This is a genomic window from Companilactobacillus insicii (assembly GCF_003946015.1).
Classification (GTDB): Bacteria; Bacillota; Bacilli; order Lactobacillales; family Lactobacillaceae; genus Companilactobacillus; species Companilactobacillus insicii.
Genome location: NZ_RHNU01000015.1, coordinates 38,947 through 55,252 on the forward strand (window position 1 = coordinate 38,947; position 16,306 = coordinate 55,252).

A 16,306-nucleotide genomic window follows, 5' to 3' on the forward strand; every position below is an offset into this window, starting at 1 on the left:
TAGAGAATAAAATGCATAAGTTAATTGATCATATTCAACTTGCAACAATGCAAAAAGAGAAACTAATAGATGATCGAAAAGCGGAAATATTTAGATTGAAAATAGATATTGATAAATATAAAAGAAGTTTGGATCAATCTGAAGAAAAAGTTGAAGGACTTAACAAGCAGTTGACATCTATGCAGGGTAAAATGTATTCAGATGTTATTACGATATTAGGCATTTTTACAGCTATTACGTTTGCTACTTTTGGTGGTCTGCAATTGTTGGGAAATGTTTTTGGAAAAATAAAACATCTTTCACACCAAGATGTGGGTAGTGAATTAATGCTAGGTGCGGTATTTCTATTTGGTACATATATGATTCTTATTGCATTGTTAACTGGTATTTCGAAGTTAACAAATAAATCTTATAAGACTTCATTCCCAACAAGATTTCTTATGATATTTAGCTTTTCTGTGATATTTATCATTGGAATGGTTTATGCTAATCCAAGTGTTTGGTCAATTATTATGAGGAATGTTTGGTTAATAGCTATTTTATTATGTGCTGCAATTATCGTTGATGTAGTATATGAGAAAAAAGATACTATTAAAGTTCCACATATTAATATCCTTTGTTCAAACAGAAAAGACAAGAATGATAGCTGATTAGCTACTGTTCTTGTCTTTTTGCATATGTATTCGATTTTTAATTGATCTGGAAATATCGATAAAATCGTTTCTATTATTTAATAGTTTGTGCTGACGGTTGCAAGAACCGATGAAATAGTAATTAAATAAAATAATGGTTAATAAAGGGGATGTTACTCAAAGCCCAAACAAAAACAATACATACAAGTATAGCTACGGGAAATACAGCTAAGTAATTTAATGGATTAATAACATGTTGAACGAGGTCAATCACAATACCATGTGTAAGGTAAATACCATATGTAAGTGGAGCAATGGTTTCAACACTGCTTTGAATTCTCATTGGATACTTATCTTCGAACTTTTTCAATATTAAGAACGCTGAACTTGCTAGGAAAGGTAATAATGCAGCTGTTAATAAACTAGCTAGTGGTTTCTGTTGTAATGAGTACTTACTAATTACATACATATTAGCAATCGCCAGTAACATACCAATGATGAAGGTATTTAGATGTAACTTTAGATTTATCTTTTCTTTATCTACGTTAGATAGTTTATAACCTAATATGAAGTATCCAGCCATTCTTGATAAGAATGTGAATACTGATCCATAGGCTGTGAAGTATATTCCTGATTCAGGTGGCAACGACGATACTAATCCTGGTAAGAAGATATTGGTGATATACCAGAGGATTAAGATGTAATTAATGACTGAATCACTTGCCTTATCAATGAATGCTTTGATGGCTGGTGAGACTAGGTAAAATCCTAATAATGGGTACAGGAACCAAAAGGCAGTCACAACTGGTTGATGGTAAAGCAATGCAACCTTATTAACTATTGCTCCCAGATTGAACCCTTCATTGATTGTTTGGAAGTAAACGGCTGAGATGATTGCCCAGATTATAAATGGTACTCCAACTCTAACTAGTCGATGTTTGAATAGGTACTTTATATCTGTTGTCTTGGAACTATTAAGTATAGTTGCACCACTAATCATGTAGAAGAGCGGTACAGCAATCTCGGTCACAGTGACCAACATATTAGCCGGAGCCCACGTCCTGCTAGAACTTGGTCCGGCAATTAGTATATTGGCACATGTGTGAGCGAAGACAACCGCCAGCATGGCAACCACCCGGATGATATCAATATAAATAATTCTTTTACGTCTCATTTTTCAGATCCTTTGTGATTGTTATTATTTAATTATACAGTCAATTAATTGATAGATTATATAGCGTTTAATTATTTAATATAATTTTAGTAATAAGCATTATTCAACTAGGATTACACATTTGTGTGGTTCTTTTATTTTTAATAAACTTTTTTTAAATTGGCACCCTTGCCTTAATTTTTTTGAAAATATTCATGTATAATTGAATAATATCAAACATAGGGGAATTTAGTAGGATGAAAAGTAAGAGGATTATTTATGTGGATGTGATAAGGGACGTAGCCATGTTGGCTGTGGTTTTCATTCACACTTGCAGTAATATGGTAGTTTCAGGACAGGGTTCTATATTGTGGGCTCCGGCGAATATCCTAGAGACCATTTCTGAGATTGCAGTTCCATTGTTCTATATGATCAGTGGGGTGACTATCTTGAACAGTTCTAAGACACGTGATTTGAAGTATTTATTCAAGCACAGAATAGTTAGAATTGTAGTGCCATTTATATTATGGTCAATTATTTCGGCATTTTCCTTCCAAATAACCGGCGATGGATTCAAGCTAGATCTTATTCTCAAGAAAATTGCGATGATGTTCAATCAACCTGTAATAATGGCATTTTGGTTCTTATATCCGTTGATTGGATTTTATTTACTTTCACCAGCAATTAAGGCATTCATCGATGGTGCCAGTAAGTCAGTGATTAATTACATTCTAGTTCTTTGGTATATTACTAATATTTTTCTACCGGGAATTGTAGCATCATTGCCACCAGAATATGGCGTGTACTTCAATGCGTATAGTTCAGTGTTTATGTTCTTGTGTAATATGGGTGGGTACTTTATCTTGGGTTATAAATTGTCGAATATAGATAAAGAAAAGATTAACTTGAAGTTACATACCAGTATCTTCAGTATCGGTATGTTAGTAGCAATTATTAATATGTACATTGTGCACAGATATGCATTAGAACAGAAGCCATTGGCTGGATTTCCGACGGCAATATTACTTCCTATCTTAGCGGGTTCATTGTTCTTGATCCTAAAGAAGTTTGAGGGTAAATATCCTGTTAAGTTACAAGTTGTAGTTGAGTGGGTTGCTCCATTGACTTATGGTATTTATCTTATTCATGGAATTGTAATTGCTCTAGTTCAGAGTATTATTGATCCAATGAAGTATGTATTTGTATTTCCAGTTGCGATAGTTATCTGCATTGTATCGGTTTGGATAATGAGTAAGATTCCGATTGTTAATAAGTATTTGATGTAGTGTTTAAGAAACTTCTCGACTTTTATTTTAATGAGGTTAACCCCTTAGTTTGGATACAAAACCAAACTAAGGAGTTTTTTATAGTAAAGTTTAAAGGAATATTTTTGATATGAATTGATAAGTTTTGATATTTTGAAATTAAGACAAGTATAATGTTGATATGGAGGAAGACTTATGTATGATAAAAATCGAATCTTAAAAGTTGCTGAAAAATATGGTTTGCCGGTAACTGATTCATCAATAAATGAAAAATCAGCATTTGTTTCTCCGGATGGTTCTAGACATGAAATACTGGATGATCAATTGTTCGGAAATAATGATTATGGTGAAATTCGTATTTCTAAAAGCAATATTGGCAAAGTTATTGATGATTGAGTTTTATAAGGGCAAAGTTAGTTTGAAGAAGTATCAGGTTAAACTAAAGGGTGTTAAGTAAATAACGAGTGTTCAAGCCGATTGACTTGAACACTTTTTATTTACATATTTATGCTACTAATAACTATCTTTTTATATCTATTTTAATTCATTGATTAGCGAACATATGTACGCTATGATTAGCAGATAACAAATATATATTAATTAAAATTGATTGATGATAATATAGTTAGGAGTGAGTAGGAGGTTATGTTGATGACTAAAACCAAAAAATATTTTTTTGATGACAAAAAAGAATTGGTTTCATACATATACAAGGCATTATCTAATCCCACACCAATAAAATTGCAAAAGACACTTTATTTTGTTTGGGCATTCTATGCTGCAACATACGGTAATATTGATTATGATACTGAATCTGAGTTTAAAGAGGAAGACACGTATCCATTATATTTATTCAAAGCTAATTTTGAGGCATGGAAATACGGACCAGTTGATAATGATGTGTATAGCTGGAATAAATCTGATGTTATTAATAATTTTACGGAGTCTTTTGTGCCTGAGACAACTCAAGATAAGGAAATAAAATTATTCTTGGATGATATAATTTCTCAAGTGGATAATGTTAATGATTTTGGTCTAGTAGAAAGATCACATAAGGATAAGGCTTATAAGAGTGTTTACAACGATAATGAATTACATACGTCTATGAATAATAATGATATAAAAAGGGATTATATACATTATGTCGAACAACAAGCTAAAATTTAACGTTGATATAGGTGTAACGAACAATGTTGTATCTAATAATATACATGCTGGCTCAGCACCTAAATTAATAATGAATAAAGATCATCTGAATTCTAATTTAAATGTTAGAAACTTGGACGCAAAAGTTTATTTTATGAGCAATTGTGGAAAGTCCATTGATCTAAAAGATTTTAAATTTTTAAATTATATAACTTCAAATGATTATATAACTAAGAATTGTTTAGAGTATTTAATTGAGAATCCTAAAATTATTTCAAAAAATAGTACTTATATTAGAATTAATTCAAACAATAGGAATAGAATTCAAATGATTTTGAGCAATTATTTGAATAAGAGTGTTTTGGATGAATATGAAGATAGCTTCAGAGAGACACCTATTGTATCTGATTCCAATATACCTTTGTTTCACAAGGGACGATTTAGAGTTTTTACATTATATAATTATGACAAAATTGAAGGAAATATTTTATACGTTATTTTTTATGATCCTTATCATCTGATTTTTAGTAATGAAAAAAACTACCATTCGCAAAAAAATAGTATGAGAGATGGCTTTACTTCGATAAATGATAAATTTCATGATTCAGTTGATGCCAAATTGATTAAATCATTTGATGCTTTAGTATAGAATCAAAAATAGGGTATAATTAGACTAGAATATCTAAAAGGTGGTATTTTCAATGCTTGAAAATGTAAATGGTATTGTAAAAGTAAATCAAAATAGTCGTTATGTTGTATTCTTATTCGATTCATATGAAATGGATCGCAAGATGCTTCAAGATAAGTTTGTTAAGGGTGAATCAACTTGGTACACAGATGCTAAGGGAACAGGTGATGATGGTAAGTCGTTCTACCGCATTGCTCAAGATGGCGAATGGATTGAAGCTGAATACGTTGACTTCATTCAAATGGATAATTAAAATAAACCTTTGAATAAACAAAATACATGCATGGAGGACTTAAAATTATGTACGATGTGATGAAGGTTGTTAATTGGATGCGTGTAAAGAATTTTGCAGAATTAAGAACTGATGATTTTGCTGAAGAGCTTACTCAAATGAAAGTAATGAAGTTACTTTATTATGTACAAGGTACTAGTTTGATATATTTAGGTAAACGAATGTTTCCACAAGATATAATTGCATGGAAATATGGACCTGCTGTTTCTAAAGTTCATGATAGATATGCTGGTAAAAGGGAAATTGTTGGTGAGATATCTGATACAGATAGAGACGATTATAAGGAATTAAACAGTGTTGAAAAAGTGTCCAATGTTCTTAATACTGTTTATGACACTTTTGGCAATAAGTCAGCAATTGATTTGATGAAGCAAACGCATAAGGAAAGTCCCTGGAAAAATACGGAGCAAAGTGAGCCTATTTCTGATGAGGAAATGATTAACTATTTTAAAAAGATTGTTGTTAATGATGAAGTATAATAAAAATTAATACTGATAATCCTAATAGTGGACAATTAATAAAAGTAGGAAGTTACTTGATAAAACATTTTTTGTTTTGAGTATTGACACTAAATTTGAACAGTATAAGCATTAACTAAAACTAAGTGAACTCGTAAGAGTTTGCTTTTTTTAATTAAATGTTAAAAAACGTTAGATTTCTTAAGATTTAATTGAAGAGAATGACAATACATAGTAATCTGGGTGGTAGATGTAGAACCAAGGGGGAGTAAGATTATGAACAAAAAATGGGTCGCTTCTACCGCTCTGGCAAGTGTTTTGGCTGCGGTAGGTATTTCATCCAACAATGCACATGTTCGTGCTGCGGTAACTGATAATGACGACAATAATGATAATCAAGATCAAACTGATCAAGTATCTACCGCAAAAGATTCGACTGTAGCTAGTGTCATGGATAATGATGGCGCTCCAATCAATGAATCAACTGCTGATGCGATTGACTCATCGAAGTCCAGTGTTATGTCTAGAAGTGCTGCCACTGCTTTGACACAGGCTACTACCACAGCCAGTGTTACTGCCCAACAAGCATTTTTGAATGAGGCAGTACCAATGGCACAAAAGGCGGCTTCTAAATATGGATTGTTTGCTTCTGTTATGCTTGCTCAATCAATCATTGAAAGTGGTTGGGGTCAATCTGACCTAGCCACACAAGCACATAACTTATTTGGAATGAAGGGCGAATACAATGGAGCCTACATTAACTATCCAACTAAGGAATGGAGTGCCGATAAAGGTTACTATGTAATCTATGCTAATTTCAGAAAATATCCAAGTTATTATGAATCTTTCGCAGATAATGGAGATAAGCTACGTAATGGTGTATCATGGAATACCAGCTACTACAGTGGAGCGTGGAGAGAGAATGCCTCATCTTATCGTGATGCCACGGCTGCTCTGCAAGGCAAATATGCCACGAGTCCAATTTACGCTCAAACCCTAAATGGAGTTATTGAACAATATAATTTGACTCAATATGATGGAGAAGCTTCCACTGATAGCGGATCAAATAATAATTCGGGTGATAATACGAGCCAACAAGTTAAAGGTACTGTAACTAAGATGAATGACGTTGCTACAGTAACCAATTCAAAGAGTGCAATGCTCTACTTATATGCTGACCCAGACCGACCTGCCAATCGTGCTCTCGGATATCAAACCCCTTGGGTAGTCACAGCTAAGGTCGTCACTGACGATGGTCAGACTTATTACAAGGTTTCTTCAAATGAATATGTTAAGGCTGAAGATGTTAAGTTGAAGTCTGAAGAAACAACACCAACACAGCCACCTGTGTCTATTTCGGATACAGCAATAGTTATTAAAGGCGTTGGTGCTAAAGTATACAGTGAAGCTAATAGTAATGCCGTAACCAATCGTGTATTACCATATCAATCAGAGTGGATCACTACTAAGTATGTTTTAGATAGTCATGGTAAGAAGTTCTACTTTGTGGGAACTAATTCTTACTTATCAGAAGATGATGTAACCTTGAAGTCTGCTAAGGATGACGAAGAATACAAACAAGATCAAATTGTTTCGTATCCAGACATTATCCATGTAACGGCAACTCCAAGTGCTAAGGTCTACAATGACAAGCATACTGCTCTAGCAGTAAGTTTACTGAATAATACTGACTGGAAGATCGATAAGAAGTCCACACATTCAGATGGTTCTGTGTGGTATCGTGTGGCAACTGGCCAATGGGTCAATGCTAATGATGTTCAAGTTAGAGGATCTAATTACGTTAAGACCGTTGAAGGTTCAGTCAAGATCAACTATATTCCAGGTTATGGTGTCAATGTGTACAATAGTCCTGCTGCTAACAATCGCTTTACAGGAACTCGTTTGGCCGACGGTACAACATGGCAAGTTACTTCGAAGCAAATAGTTGACGGACAGACATGGTATAGAGTATCTTCTGGTTGGGTGAATGGCAAGTATTGCATATTTACCGCAAATTAAAGGACGCATATGCGTCTTTTTTTGTACCCTGAAGTGCTATACGGTTTGACCATTTACCCAGAGGGAGTAAATAATGTGACATTAGATAACTACAAAGGTGTGATTATCACATCTGAATATTTGCTAAATAAAGGTATTAATCAGTTATTTAGTAAGAATGACTTCACGGTTGATAATGAGATCGTGGCACTACTTGATATTCGCAATATGCCTCGAATGATAAATGGTAATACCATTGTGATTCACGACAAGTACGGCATATTCTTTGTCGAGCGAACTACTAAACAACTTATGAATGAGTTCTATAAGTTCAATAAGATTGGTTTCTTATTATCCAAGGCATTGATGAATTATTTTGAATTGAAACAAAATATTCCAATGGTCTTTGGCTATTGTTCGTACATGCCAATGCGAGGAGGAAGTAGAACCTGTACCGACTGGATCGCGTTACATTGGTTGAACGATGCAAAGCAACGTGGAGATCATGCTAGGTTTGAAACAGACAACGGATTAATAATCCAACTGGATTTTCCAAGGGGTAATCTGCAAGACCGTGTTCATGATACTTGCTTCTTAAGTGAACATCAGGTAAAGACGTTGGATGTAATATTATCCAAAGGTGGTATGAAGATGATACCCCCGAAGTATGTTGGCTTGTCTGACAAATATGCTCATTGTCACTGTTTGTTCCACAAAGAAATACCTGTGAATTTGACCGATGTAGATTTGAGTGTTGATAGGTTCGAGCAATTTTTGCTGGAGGCTATAACTAAAGGTGAAATAGAATCAGATATTACCAAAGAAATCTATCATCAAAAAATATATCGATTGATGAAACTTTACTAATAACCATCACGTCCTACCATTGGTAGGGCGTTTTTAGTTTGTAGTAAAAATGGAATGCTGTTATATCAGCACTTCTACGATCAAACCAGCAACTAAACAAATAAAATTCAATAGTTTATCTTTATACATGCCATAAGCGCTTATGAGTATTGCAGAATAAAGGTTCACAATTGAATTTAGTAGAAGAAGGTTTTAATCATGCTATCCAAAATCAACGATTGATCCATGGTGTTTTGAAGGAACTGCATGTCTATTCCAGTAGAGCAGAATATGAAGATTATTTTCAAGAAGCCATTATCATTTATGCACTGACTTTTGAACAATTTATGTCTGAGCATAACGATGAAGATAAATTTAATAGCTATATTTATCAAAAATTACGATGGAGAATGACGGATTTATTACGACAAGAAATGAAATATTCTGAGATTCATTCGTTAGAAGAATTTGATTTTTCGACAATTAGTCAGGAAACTAATAATTTGTTGGATAGCTTGAATTTAAAGGATTTAACGGCATTAGAAATCCAAATATTGCAAGAACATTTCATTTACAATAAGAGCTTAGTAATATTAGCACGGCGTTATGAATGTAGTACTCGTAACCTCAGGTACCATCGGAATAGGCTTTTGGTAAAATTGCGTGCTCACATAACGGCATAAAGGTTACTATCTGATTACAGATATGTTACTTTCAATTAATTTATGGAAAATCTTGTTATAATTTAGGAGTTAAGAAAATTAACAGTGGGAAGGAATTATCTATTATGGTATCAAATAAGAAATTTATGGTCAGTCTAGCAACTGCCGCTACTTTGGCTGGCGCCGGATATGTGACTGTTCAAAATGTAGTTCCTAATGTAGGAATTCAAAATGTTCAAGCTGCTTCAGCAATCAACGATTATATTGCAAATAATAATATTCAACCAGTATCTATCCAATATGAAGAAGGTACTTTTAGCAACTGGTTCGGTTACGACAACGGGGTTGGTAAGCCGGAAGGTGTTGTAGTTCATGAGACTGCTACTCCAGGTGCCACTGCTAGAAACGAAGTAACATATTTTAACCGTGAATGGCAAAATATGTATTCATACGTTCATGCTTTTGTTGATAATAACGAAATTATTAATATTCACAATACTGATTACGGTGTATGGGGTGCTGGTCCAACTGCCAACGGTAAATACATCCAAATCGAATTGTGTGAAGTAAATAGTACAGATGCATTTGCTCGTTCAATCTCTAATGATGCTTATTATATTGCTAGCAAGTTGATTCAATACAACTTACCATTTACACCTGGTACAACAGTATTGTCACACAATGATGTTTCACAACGTTATGGTGACACTAACCATACTGATCCAGTTGGATATTTCTCATCATGGGGTTACAGTATGGATCAATTCTATGAATTGATTGGTCAATACTACAACAATCTTAAGAACAATGGTTCAGTAACTAATGGTGGAGGCAATTCTACTAACCCAGATACTGATACTGGTGTTACAGATAGCAATACTATTAATGTTAATAACGCTAATGGTGATTATGTTCCTATCGTTGCCTTCCAAGATGATGGTTCAGTTAAGAATATAACTAACCGTGCATTAATGAATAAGACACCATGGTATACAGATAAGACAAGAGAATCTAATGGTGTTACATACCGTCGTGTTGCTACAAACGAATGGGTATCAACACAATACGTTATTTAATCTTGATACATTCAAGGACTCGCAGGAATGCGGGTTCTTTTTTGATAGTTTAAGTCCTAAAGAATAACAGCTCGTTGTATAATTATACGTAAACAGGAGATTGAAATTGTAGGAGAATGCGTTGATGAGAAAAAGACTTTTTGCAATATTGGGTATATTGTTCCTCTTTGTTCTACTGTCGGGTTGTAGTAAAAAGGAAAATGCTCAAGTTGTGGATACTACTAAGACTTGGTATATGTTTCAAGATCAGGGAGAGTCGAACGTTATTTCGATTAAGTTCTTGAAGAATAACAAGGCTGAAGTTAAGGATATTCTTTCATTAGGAGATAGTGTTGGAATTAATCGAATGAATAATAATAATACTAATCCTAGCTATGAACTTGATCGTGATGGCAAGACGATTGTGATCAATTCTAGTGAGAAGGTTGCCTTTAAGCTGCTTAAACCATATAAGGATAATGTTTATGGAAGACATATGAAGGGTTACTATGTCCAATATCAGGGACAGACTTATAAGTTTGGGTATATAACTAAGGTCGACAAAAAGGCTGCCAATACGCCAACTAAGAAGAAGTCGCAGTCAATTGCATACAGTTCAATGCCCGATCATATTATCAATGTTAATTCAGGGACTACACCGCTTAAGAATCAGGATTTAGCGGGTAATTTTAATTTTTCTACTATTATAGATTATCGTCGTACGGATGGTAATTTGACTGTTAATAATAATGGTACTTATCAGATGACTCTTACAGAGCATGCTGCACAACCTAATACTGATACGACTGATAGTAAGGTGGTAATGGCTACAACCATTGAATCAGGTCAAGTTCAGAGTATGTACGGCAAGGTCTACTTAGTACCAATGAACTTCTTAACGATCACGTATTATTTCCATGGTCAGAATCAAGACAATTTGTTACCAAAAAGCGTTAATTTAAAAGTAAATTCTAAGAGTACTGGAAACCAAATAAAACGTGCCAGAACAAGAATTGAAATTGATAGTGGACAAATATATTTATTCTCATCAGATTTTTCAGTTCGTAAGCAATCTGGCCAAAAGGTGTCAAACGGTAATTATTTGACCAAATCTGATACACCACAAGTTAGTCTGAATAATGCAATTACGCAGACATACAAGGTCCATAAGGATCATCTAGCTAATCCGGTACAATCAAATGCAGACTTCATGCAGTTAGCTGCAGCAATTTCTGATAATAATGATAAGAAGTTAGGGGATATTGCAGTAAACTTTGGTGGCAAATACGGAATTGATCAAGTACCGACCGATTATCAAGGTGTAGATATTGATGGCAATAAACAGCCCTTGATGCAATATCTATTCTTGGTAACACCAGCGGTGTACAAAGAAAATGGACCGACAATTACCACTAATCAAGGTAAGTTCTTGATTTATGGTATGTTAAATAATCGTTTGTTCTTGTTAAAACAACCAGATAAAGATTCAACGACCGTGACTTGGACCTTGGTTAATAATGTTAAGTTAAAAGTTCCAGCTTTAAAATTTACATTAGACTAATTCCTTAGAAGATTTACTGGAGGGATTCATATGGGATATGTTCTTTTGGCAATTGCTGCCGGAGTAATTGAACTATTCTTGATTTTCCGGACGCGTTACATGTTCAGCCGACATCCAGTTGTGACGACAGTAGCGTTATTCATCTTATTAGTTTTGTTTTTTGTTCATATTTTAAGATGCAAGGCACCAGCAATTATTCAATACTATGTGATTGTTTTATTTGCAGTGGACTTAGTGTTCTTGATGGTTTTGTTAGGATATATGTTTTATGTTTATTACTTCTTAAAAAAAGCTAAATTTGAAGATGCCGATTATTTATTGGTTTTGGGCACTAGCTTTATAACCAAGCGAGTTCCACCAGTTATGCAAGATAGACTCGATGCTACAGTTGAGGCGTTTCATCGCTTGAATAATCGACCGATAATTATTGTTAGTGGCGGTCACAGTTCCAAATTGCCAATAACTGAGGCCAGTTTAATGAGAGATTATTTGGTCAATAAGGGAATACCAGCTTCAAAGATTATCTTGGAGAATAAGTCATTGAATACTATGCAGAACTTGGAGTATTCTTCGATCTTGTTGAAGAAAAATTGGCATGATTCATCTAGTCCCAGAGTAACGATAGTTACTAGTGAGTTTCATATTCCCAGAACATTGCGTTATTTAAGAAGTTTGGGAATTACAGTCAGTTATTTGCCAGCAAGGACTTTGCCAATTTTGCGTTGGCCAGCAATGTTCCGTGAGTTTACGGCAATAGTTTGGTATTATAGGTACACCGTTATGTCGGTTATTTTTGTCATCATAGTTTTGTTATTAAGTGCTTTACAGTAGGGAGTGTCGTGTTATTTCATACGATAATTTTGTAGCCAATAAACGGCTACGAAGGTTTATGTTACTAATTGTAGTAATGGGTTTATTTTATTTGTTTCGTAGTATGATGAGCTTGTTTTTACTGACGTTTACTTTTACATTTTTGTCGGTTCAGTTAGTAAGGGCGGTTCAGAAAAAATTTCCACGTGTTAGGCCGGTTGGGGTAATTGTGCCTGTTTATCTATTGATAATTGCTGGAATAGTCTTTGCGGTCGCAAACTATGTGCCACAAATAATTAGTCAGACTGCCAAGATGTTCACATCATTACAGAAGTTCTATCAAAGTGATGAGATGAGGTCGAATGTGTATTTAAATGTTGTCTATGATTATTTACAACAGATCAATCTTGATGCTCAAATCAAGACAGCAATTACACAAGCTGTTAATTACTTGTCGAGTATTGGAGCAATGGGATTGAATCTCTTCTTGTCGTTCTTATTGAGCTTTTTCTATACTAGTCAAGTTGAACAGATGAATGGCTTTGGTCGACAATTCTTAGATAGTAAGTACGGATGGTTATTCGACGACTTGCGCTATTACGGTCAGAAGTTCGTTAATACATTTGGAGTTGTAATCGAAGCTCAATTAATGATTGCGGTCGTTAATACAGCTTTGACAACGATAACTTTATTGGTAATGAAAATGCCAAGTGTTATTGCATTAGCGGTTATGGTTTTCATACTTTCGTTGATTCCAGTAGCTGGTGTTATTATTTCATTAATACCATTAGGCTTTATTGCTTATTCTGTTGGTGGAATTAAATATGTAATTTATATTATAATTATGATAATTGTTATTCATATGATTGAAACATATTTCCTTAATCCACAATTTATGTCGAGCATGACACACTTACCAATCTTCTTCACATTTGTAATTCTAATCGTATCAGAGGAATTGATCGGTACTTGGGGATTAATTATCGGTATTCCAATCTTTGTTTTCTTCTTAGATATTTTAGGAGTTCATTCTATTCAAAAAAATGAACCAAAAAAGAAAATAAAATTGAAGAAATTACGATAAAAAAGTATTACAGTCATATATAATAGGGATAACTGAGTAGATGGGAGAATAGGTGTATGTCATTTTTTGATAGAAAAAAGAAGGACAATGATTATTCAAATGATTATGCAGGCGATTATCAAAATGAGTCCTCAAATCAACCTCAAATGAATTTTGATTTCAATCAAGGTCAAAATCCTAATCAACAACAGCCTCAACAATCACAACAACCACAGATGGATCAACAACAAGATCCATATAATAACCAACAAAATTTCCAACAAATGATGGATCAACAATATCAAGATTTCAGTAACGTTCAAGATCAAGGACAAGGTCCACTTCAAAGTAATTCACCAGAAGTAAATGGTAATTATTATGAAGAGCAACCGGTTCCTGAAGCTGAAGATGCTCAAGACTGGAAGTATACTGAGGATTATTTACAAGATACTCTAGCTCAAGGTGAAAACTTGAAGAGCCAATTGCGTCATGAATTGTTGGCAGATCGTGGATACTGTAACCATGTATTGCGTAGTGTTGGTAGTGATCAGACAGAAGTGCGTGATAATGCTGCTGAACGTATTACTAAGATCAATACATTGTTGAGAAAATGGTTCGACACTGATGAGATGGCTAACGAAATCTATCTTGATCCAAACCGCAATTATTTCATCTTTACCGATCAATTAGACGCCAATCCTGAAAATGAAGTAAGTAAGATGTGGCAACAAGTTACTGGTACATTAGCCGGTCATAATTTGATGGCTAACGCTATTTCAGTTGCTTATGATGATCAAGTTAACCAAACTTGGATGAACTATCAAAATGCTGGTTGGGTTGACCCTAACTCATATCTATTAAACATGTACAATGACTTGCAGGGACGCTCAATGAACATGGCGGCTACACCTGCTGAGATTCCGTTCGAAGAATCATATCGTATTCAACATATCAGTGACAAGACTGATAAGATTTTGGATGCTGACGATAATTTGGTTATGGAAGTATCGCGTACAGCTAACCAACAATTACAAGTTATTCGCCATTACAGCAATGGAAAGTTGTTGAGTCGTGATATCTTCGATGCTAACGGTGTTATCTCCGCAACACAATTCTATAATCACCATGATCCTAATAAGGTTATTCGTGAAAACTTCTATCGCCAAGATGGAACATTAGTCCTAATTAAGAGCTATACCAATGATGATCCGTATATTCAATTATTTACACAAGGCAACGTACTTATCAGTACATTTGATACTGATGAAGACTTGATTGTTTGGTGGTTGAAAAACCAAGCATTACGTCAAGTTAATGCAACGATATTTGTATCTATTGATTCTGTATATTACAAGAAATTATTGTCACTTCGTGATAATGGTTTCGAAGTGATACCAGTGATCATGACACAAAGTCAAAATGCTAAGGTTATAACTGATCTATTAAGTGGTAAGGATCAAGTCACAGCAGTCTTTGCAGGTACAGATAAGGTTAATAGTTACTTGAACAAGAATTCTAAGATCAAGATGGATATTTCTACACTTAGTGATGTGGAAACACCCGTATACAAACAATAATGTATTTAATGAGTCAGTTTACATGAAACTGGCTTTTTTTTATTGCTGTTTTCGTGTAAAATGTAATGTTGTATAAGAAATGAAAAGAGGATTTTTAAATGTCAAAATTAGTTTTCATTCGTCACGGACAAAGTGAATGGAATTTATCAAACCAATTTACTGGCTGGGTTGACGTTGACCTTAGTGAAGAAGGAGTTAAACAAGCACAAAATGCTGGTAAACTTCTTAAAGAAGCTGGAATCGAATTCGACCAAGCATATACATCTGTATTGACACGTGCTATCAAGACATTGCACTACGCTCTTGAAGGCTGCGACCAATTATGGATTCCTGAAACAAAGACATGGAGACTTAACGAACGTCACTATGGTGCTTTGCAAGGATTGAACAAGAAAGAAACAGCTGAAAAATACGGTGATGAACAAGTTCATATCTGGAGACGTTCATATGATACTTTGCCACCATTATTGAAAGCTACAGACGAAGGTTCAGCAGCTAATGACCGTCGTTACGCTAACTTGGACCCAAGAATTATTCCTGGTGGTGAAAACCTTAAAGTTACTTTGGAACGTGTAATTCCATTCTGGGAAGATGAAATTGCTCCTAAGCTATTAGATGGCAAGAACGTAATCATCGCTGCCCATGGTAACTCACTACGTGCTTTGACTAAGTACATTGAAAACATCAGTGATGCTGACATCATGGACGTTGAAATGGCTACTGGTGAACCAGTTGTTTATGACTTGGATGACAAGTTACAAGTTGTAAGTAAGAAGAAACTTAATTAATAATTCTTAATGGCTACGCCATTTAGAATTATTTATGGGGTCGCCTCAGGCGACCGTATACCTTTGCTTTCTTAATGGCTACGCCATTTAGAATTATTTATGGGGTCGCCTCAGGCGACCGTATTCCTTTATAGATTTAAAAAATACAACTAAACACATTTTGTGTCTAGTTGTATTTTTTTCATATTATTGTGATAAATAAACCACAAGTTTTACTTGTGGGGGTTAGTAAAGGCTTTAGCTAAAAAAACACCCTTTCGGTATACTGTTTATCGGCTACCAACCAAAATAAACAGAGCGAGAGGATGTTTT

The 16,306-nt window shown here is 34.4% G+C and carries 17 protein-coding genes; 16 read left to right on the plus strand and 1 reads right to left on the minus strand.

Annotated elements, in window-relative coordinates:
- The first annotated feature begins 11 nt into the window (after positions 1-11).
- Positions 12-650: a flagellar export protein FliJ gene (locus EKM79_RS06375; RefSeq protein ID WP_125567044.1), complete on the plus strand. Its 639-nt coding sequence runs from the start codon at positions 12-14 to the stop codon at positions 648-650.
- Positions 651-774: 124 nt separating this feature from the next.
- Here the strand turns inward: EKM79_RS06375 and EKM79_RS06380 are convergent, their stop codons facing one another.
- Positions 775-1,806 (minus strand): acyltransferase, encoded by a 1,032-nt coding sequence (locus EKM79_RS06380; RefSeq protein ID WP_125567046.1) that lies wholly within the window; start codon positions 1,804-1,806, stop codon positions 775-777.
- A gap of 236 nt (positions 1,807-2,042) precedes the next feature.
- On the opposite strand from EKM79_RS06380, the gene EKM79_RS06385 reads away from it, so the two are divergent.
- The 15 genes from EKM79_RS06385 (at position 2,043) to EKM79_RS06455 (ending at position 15,994) form a co-directional block, all read left to right on the plus strand.
- The gene (locus EKM79_RS06385; protein ID WP_125567048.1) at positions 2,043-3,071 is read left to right on the plus strand and encodes an acyltransferase; all 1,029 of its coding nucleotides are present in this window, start codon (positions 2,043-2,045) and stop codon (positions 3,069-3,071) included.
- Between the two features lie 174 nt (positions 3,072-3,245).
- Complete coding sequence (locus EKM79_RS06390) at positions 3,246-3,446, plus strand: hypothetical protein (protein WP_125567050.1); 201 nt, start codon at positions 3,246-3,248, stop codon at positions 3,444-3,446.
- 255 nt (positions 3,447-3,701) lie between these two features.
- The gene (locus EKM79_RS06395) at positions 3,702-4,217 is read left to right on the plus strand and encodes a Panacea domain-containing protein (RefSeq protein WP_246005643.1); all 516 of its coding nucleotides are present in this window, start codon (positions 3,702-3,704) and stop codon (positions 4,215-4,217) included.
- Positions 4,192-4,845: a hypothetical protein gene (locus tag EKM79_RS06400; RefSeq protein WP_125567054.1), complete on the plus strand. Its 654-nt coding sequence runs from the start codon at positions 4,192-4,194 to the stop codon at positions 4,843-4,845. Before EKM79_RS06395 ends, EKM79_RS06400 begins: the two co-directional genes overlap by 26 nt.
- A gap of 52 nt (positions 4,846-4,897) precedes the next feature.
- Entirely contained in the window at positions 4,898-5,137 is a 240-nt protein-coding gene (locus EKM79_RS06405) for a hypothetical protein (RefSeq protein WP_025025129.1), read from the plus strand.
- A gap of 47 nt (positions 5,138-5,184) precedes the next feature.
- Positions 5,185-5,655: a Panacea domain-containing protein gene (locus EKM79_RS06410; RefSeq protein ID WP_125567056.1), complete on the plus strand. Its 471-nt coding sequence runs from the start codon at positions 5,185-5,187 to the stop codon at positions 5,653-5,655.
- A gap of 255 nt (positions 5,656-5,910) precedes the next feature.
- Positions 5,911-7,653: a glycoside hydrolase family 73 protein gene (locus EKM79_RS06415; protein WP_125567058.1), complete on the plus strand. Its 1,743-nt coding sequence runs from the start codon at positions 5,911-5,913 to the stop codon at positions 7,651-7,653.
- A gap of 75 nt (positions 7,654-7,728) precedes the next feature.
- Complete coding sequence (locus EKM79_RS06420) at positions 7,729-8,499, plus strand: hypothetical protein (protein ID WP_125567060.1); 771 nt, start codon at positions 7,729-7,731, stop codon at positions 8,497-8,499.
- Positions 8,500-8,669: 170 nt separating this feature from the next.
- Positions 8,670-9,161, plus strand: a complete 492-nt coding sequence (locus tag EKM79_RS06425) for a sigma-70 family RNA polymerase sigma factor (protein ID WP_125567062.1) — start codon at positions 8,670-8,672, stop codon at positions 9,159-9,161.
- A 104-nt stretch (positions 9,162-9,265) separates the two neighbouring features.
- Positions 9,266-10,216 (plus strand): peptidoglycan recognition protein family protein, encoded by a 951-nt coding sequence (locus EKM79_RS06430; protein ID WP_125567064.1) that lies wholly within the window; start codon positions 9,266-9,268, stop codon positions 10,214-10,216.
- Positions 10,217-10,340: 124 nt separating this feature from the next.
- Positions 10,341-11,756 carry a hypothetical protein gene (locus EKM79_RS06435; protein WP_125567066.1) on the plus strand — a complete coding sequence of 472 codons (1,416 nt, stop codon included), beginning with the start codon at positions 10,341-10,343 and terminating at the stop codon, positions 11,754-11,756.
- A gap of 30 nt (positions 11,757-11,786) precedes the next feature.
- Positions 11,787-12,587 (plus strand): YdcF family protein, encoded by an 801-nt coding sequence (locus tag EKM79_RS06440; RefSeq protein WP_125567068.1) that lies wholly within the window; start codon positions 11,787-11,789, stop codon positions 12,585-12,587.
- Positions 12,588-12,645: 58 nt separating this feature from the next.
- The gene (locus EKM79_RS06445; RefSeq protein WP_125567070.1) at positions 12,646-13,650 is read left to right on the plus strand and encodes an AI-2E family transporter; all 1,005 of its coding nucleotides are present in this window, start codon (positions 12,646-12,648) and stop codon (positions 13,648-13,650) included.
- 56 nt (positions 13,651-13,706) lie between these two features.
- A complete protein-coding gene (locus EKM79_RS06450) occupies positions 13,707-15,206 on the plus strand; it encodes a hypothetical protein (protein ID WP_125567072.1) in 1,500 nt (499 codons plus the stop codon).
- 98 nt (positions 15,207-15,304) lie between these two features.
- On the plus strand, positions 15,305-15,994 hold the full coding sequence (locus EKM79_RS06455) for a 2,3-diphosphoglycerate-dependent phosphoglycerate mutase (RefSeq protein WP_125567074.1): 690 nt from the start codon (positions 15,305-15,307) through the stop codon (positions 15,992-15,994).
- Positions 15,995-16,306: the final 312 nt, after the last annotated feature.

Bases quoted from the DNA above. Each gene is read 5' to 3' on its own strand.
- EKM79_RS06375 (WP_125567044.1), top strand. From the start codon at position 12: ATGCATAAGTTAATTGATCATATTCAACTTGCAACAATGCAAAAAGAG.
- EKM79_RS06380 (WP_125567046.1), bottom strand. From the start codon at position 1,806: ATGAGACGTAAAAGAATTATTTATATTGATATCATCCGGGTGGTTGCC.
- EKM79_RS06385 (WP_125567048.1), top strand. From the start codon at position 2,043: ATGAAAAGTAAGAGGATTATTTATGTGGATGTGATAAGGGACGTAGCC.
- EKM79_RS06390 (WP_125567050.1), top strand. From the start codon at position 3,246: ATGTATGATAAAAATCGAATCTTAAAAGTTGCTGAAAAATATGGTTTG.
- EKM79_RS06395 (WP_246005643.1), top strand. From the start codon at position 3,702: ATGACTAAAACCAAAAAATATTTTTTTGATGACAAAAAAGAATTGGTT.
- EKM79_RS06400 (WP_125567054.1), top strand. From the start codon at position 4,192: ATGTCGAACAACAAGCTAAAATTTAACGTTGATATAGGTGTAACGAAC.
- EKM79_RS06405 (WP_025025129.1), top strand. From the start codon at position 4,898: ATGCTTGAAAATGTAAATGGTATTGTAAAAGTAAATCAAAATAGTCGT.
- EKM79_RS06410 (WP_125567056.1), top strand. From the start codon at position 5,185: ATGTACGATGTGATGAAGGTTGTTAATTGGATGCGTGTAAAGAATTTT.
- EKM79_RS06415 (WP_125567058.1), top strand. From the start codon at position 5,911: ATGAACAAAAAATGGGTCGCTTCTACCGCTCTGGCAAGTGTTTTGGCT.
- EKM79_RS06430 (WP_125567064.1), top strand. From the start codon at position 9,266: ATGGTATCAAATAAGAAATTTATGGTCAGTCTAGCAACTGCCGCTACT.
- EKM79_RS06435 (WP_125567066.1), top strand. From the start codon at position 10,341: ATGAGAAAAAGACTTTTTGCAATATTGGGTATATTGTTCCTCTTTGTT.
- EKM79_RS06440 (WP_125567068.1), top strand. From the start codon at position 11,787: ATGGGATATGTTCTTTTGGCAATTGCTGCCGGAGTAATTGAACTATTC.
- EKM79_RS06445 (WP_125567070.1), top strand. From the start codon at position 12,646: ATGTTACTAATTGTAGTAATGGGTTTATTTTATTTGTTTCGTAGTATG.
- EKM79_RS06450 (WP_125567072.1), top strand. From the start codon at position 13,707: ATGTCATTTTTTGATAGAAAAAAGAAGGACAATGATTATTCAAATGAT.
- EKM79_RS06455 (WP_125567074.1), top strand. From the start codon at position 15,305: ATGTCAAAATTAGTTTTCATTCGTCACGGACAAAGTGAATGGAATTTA.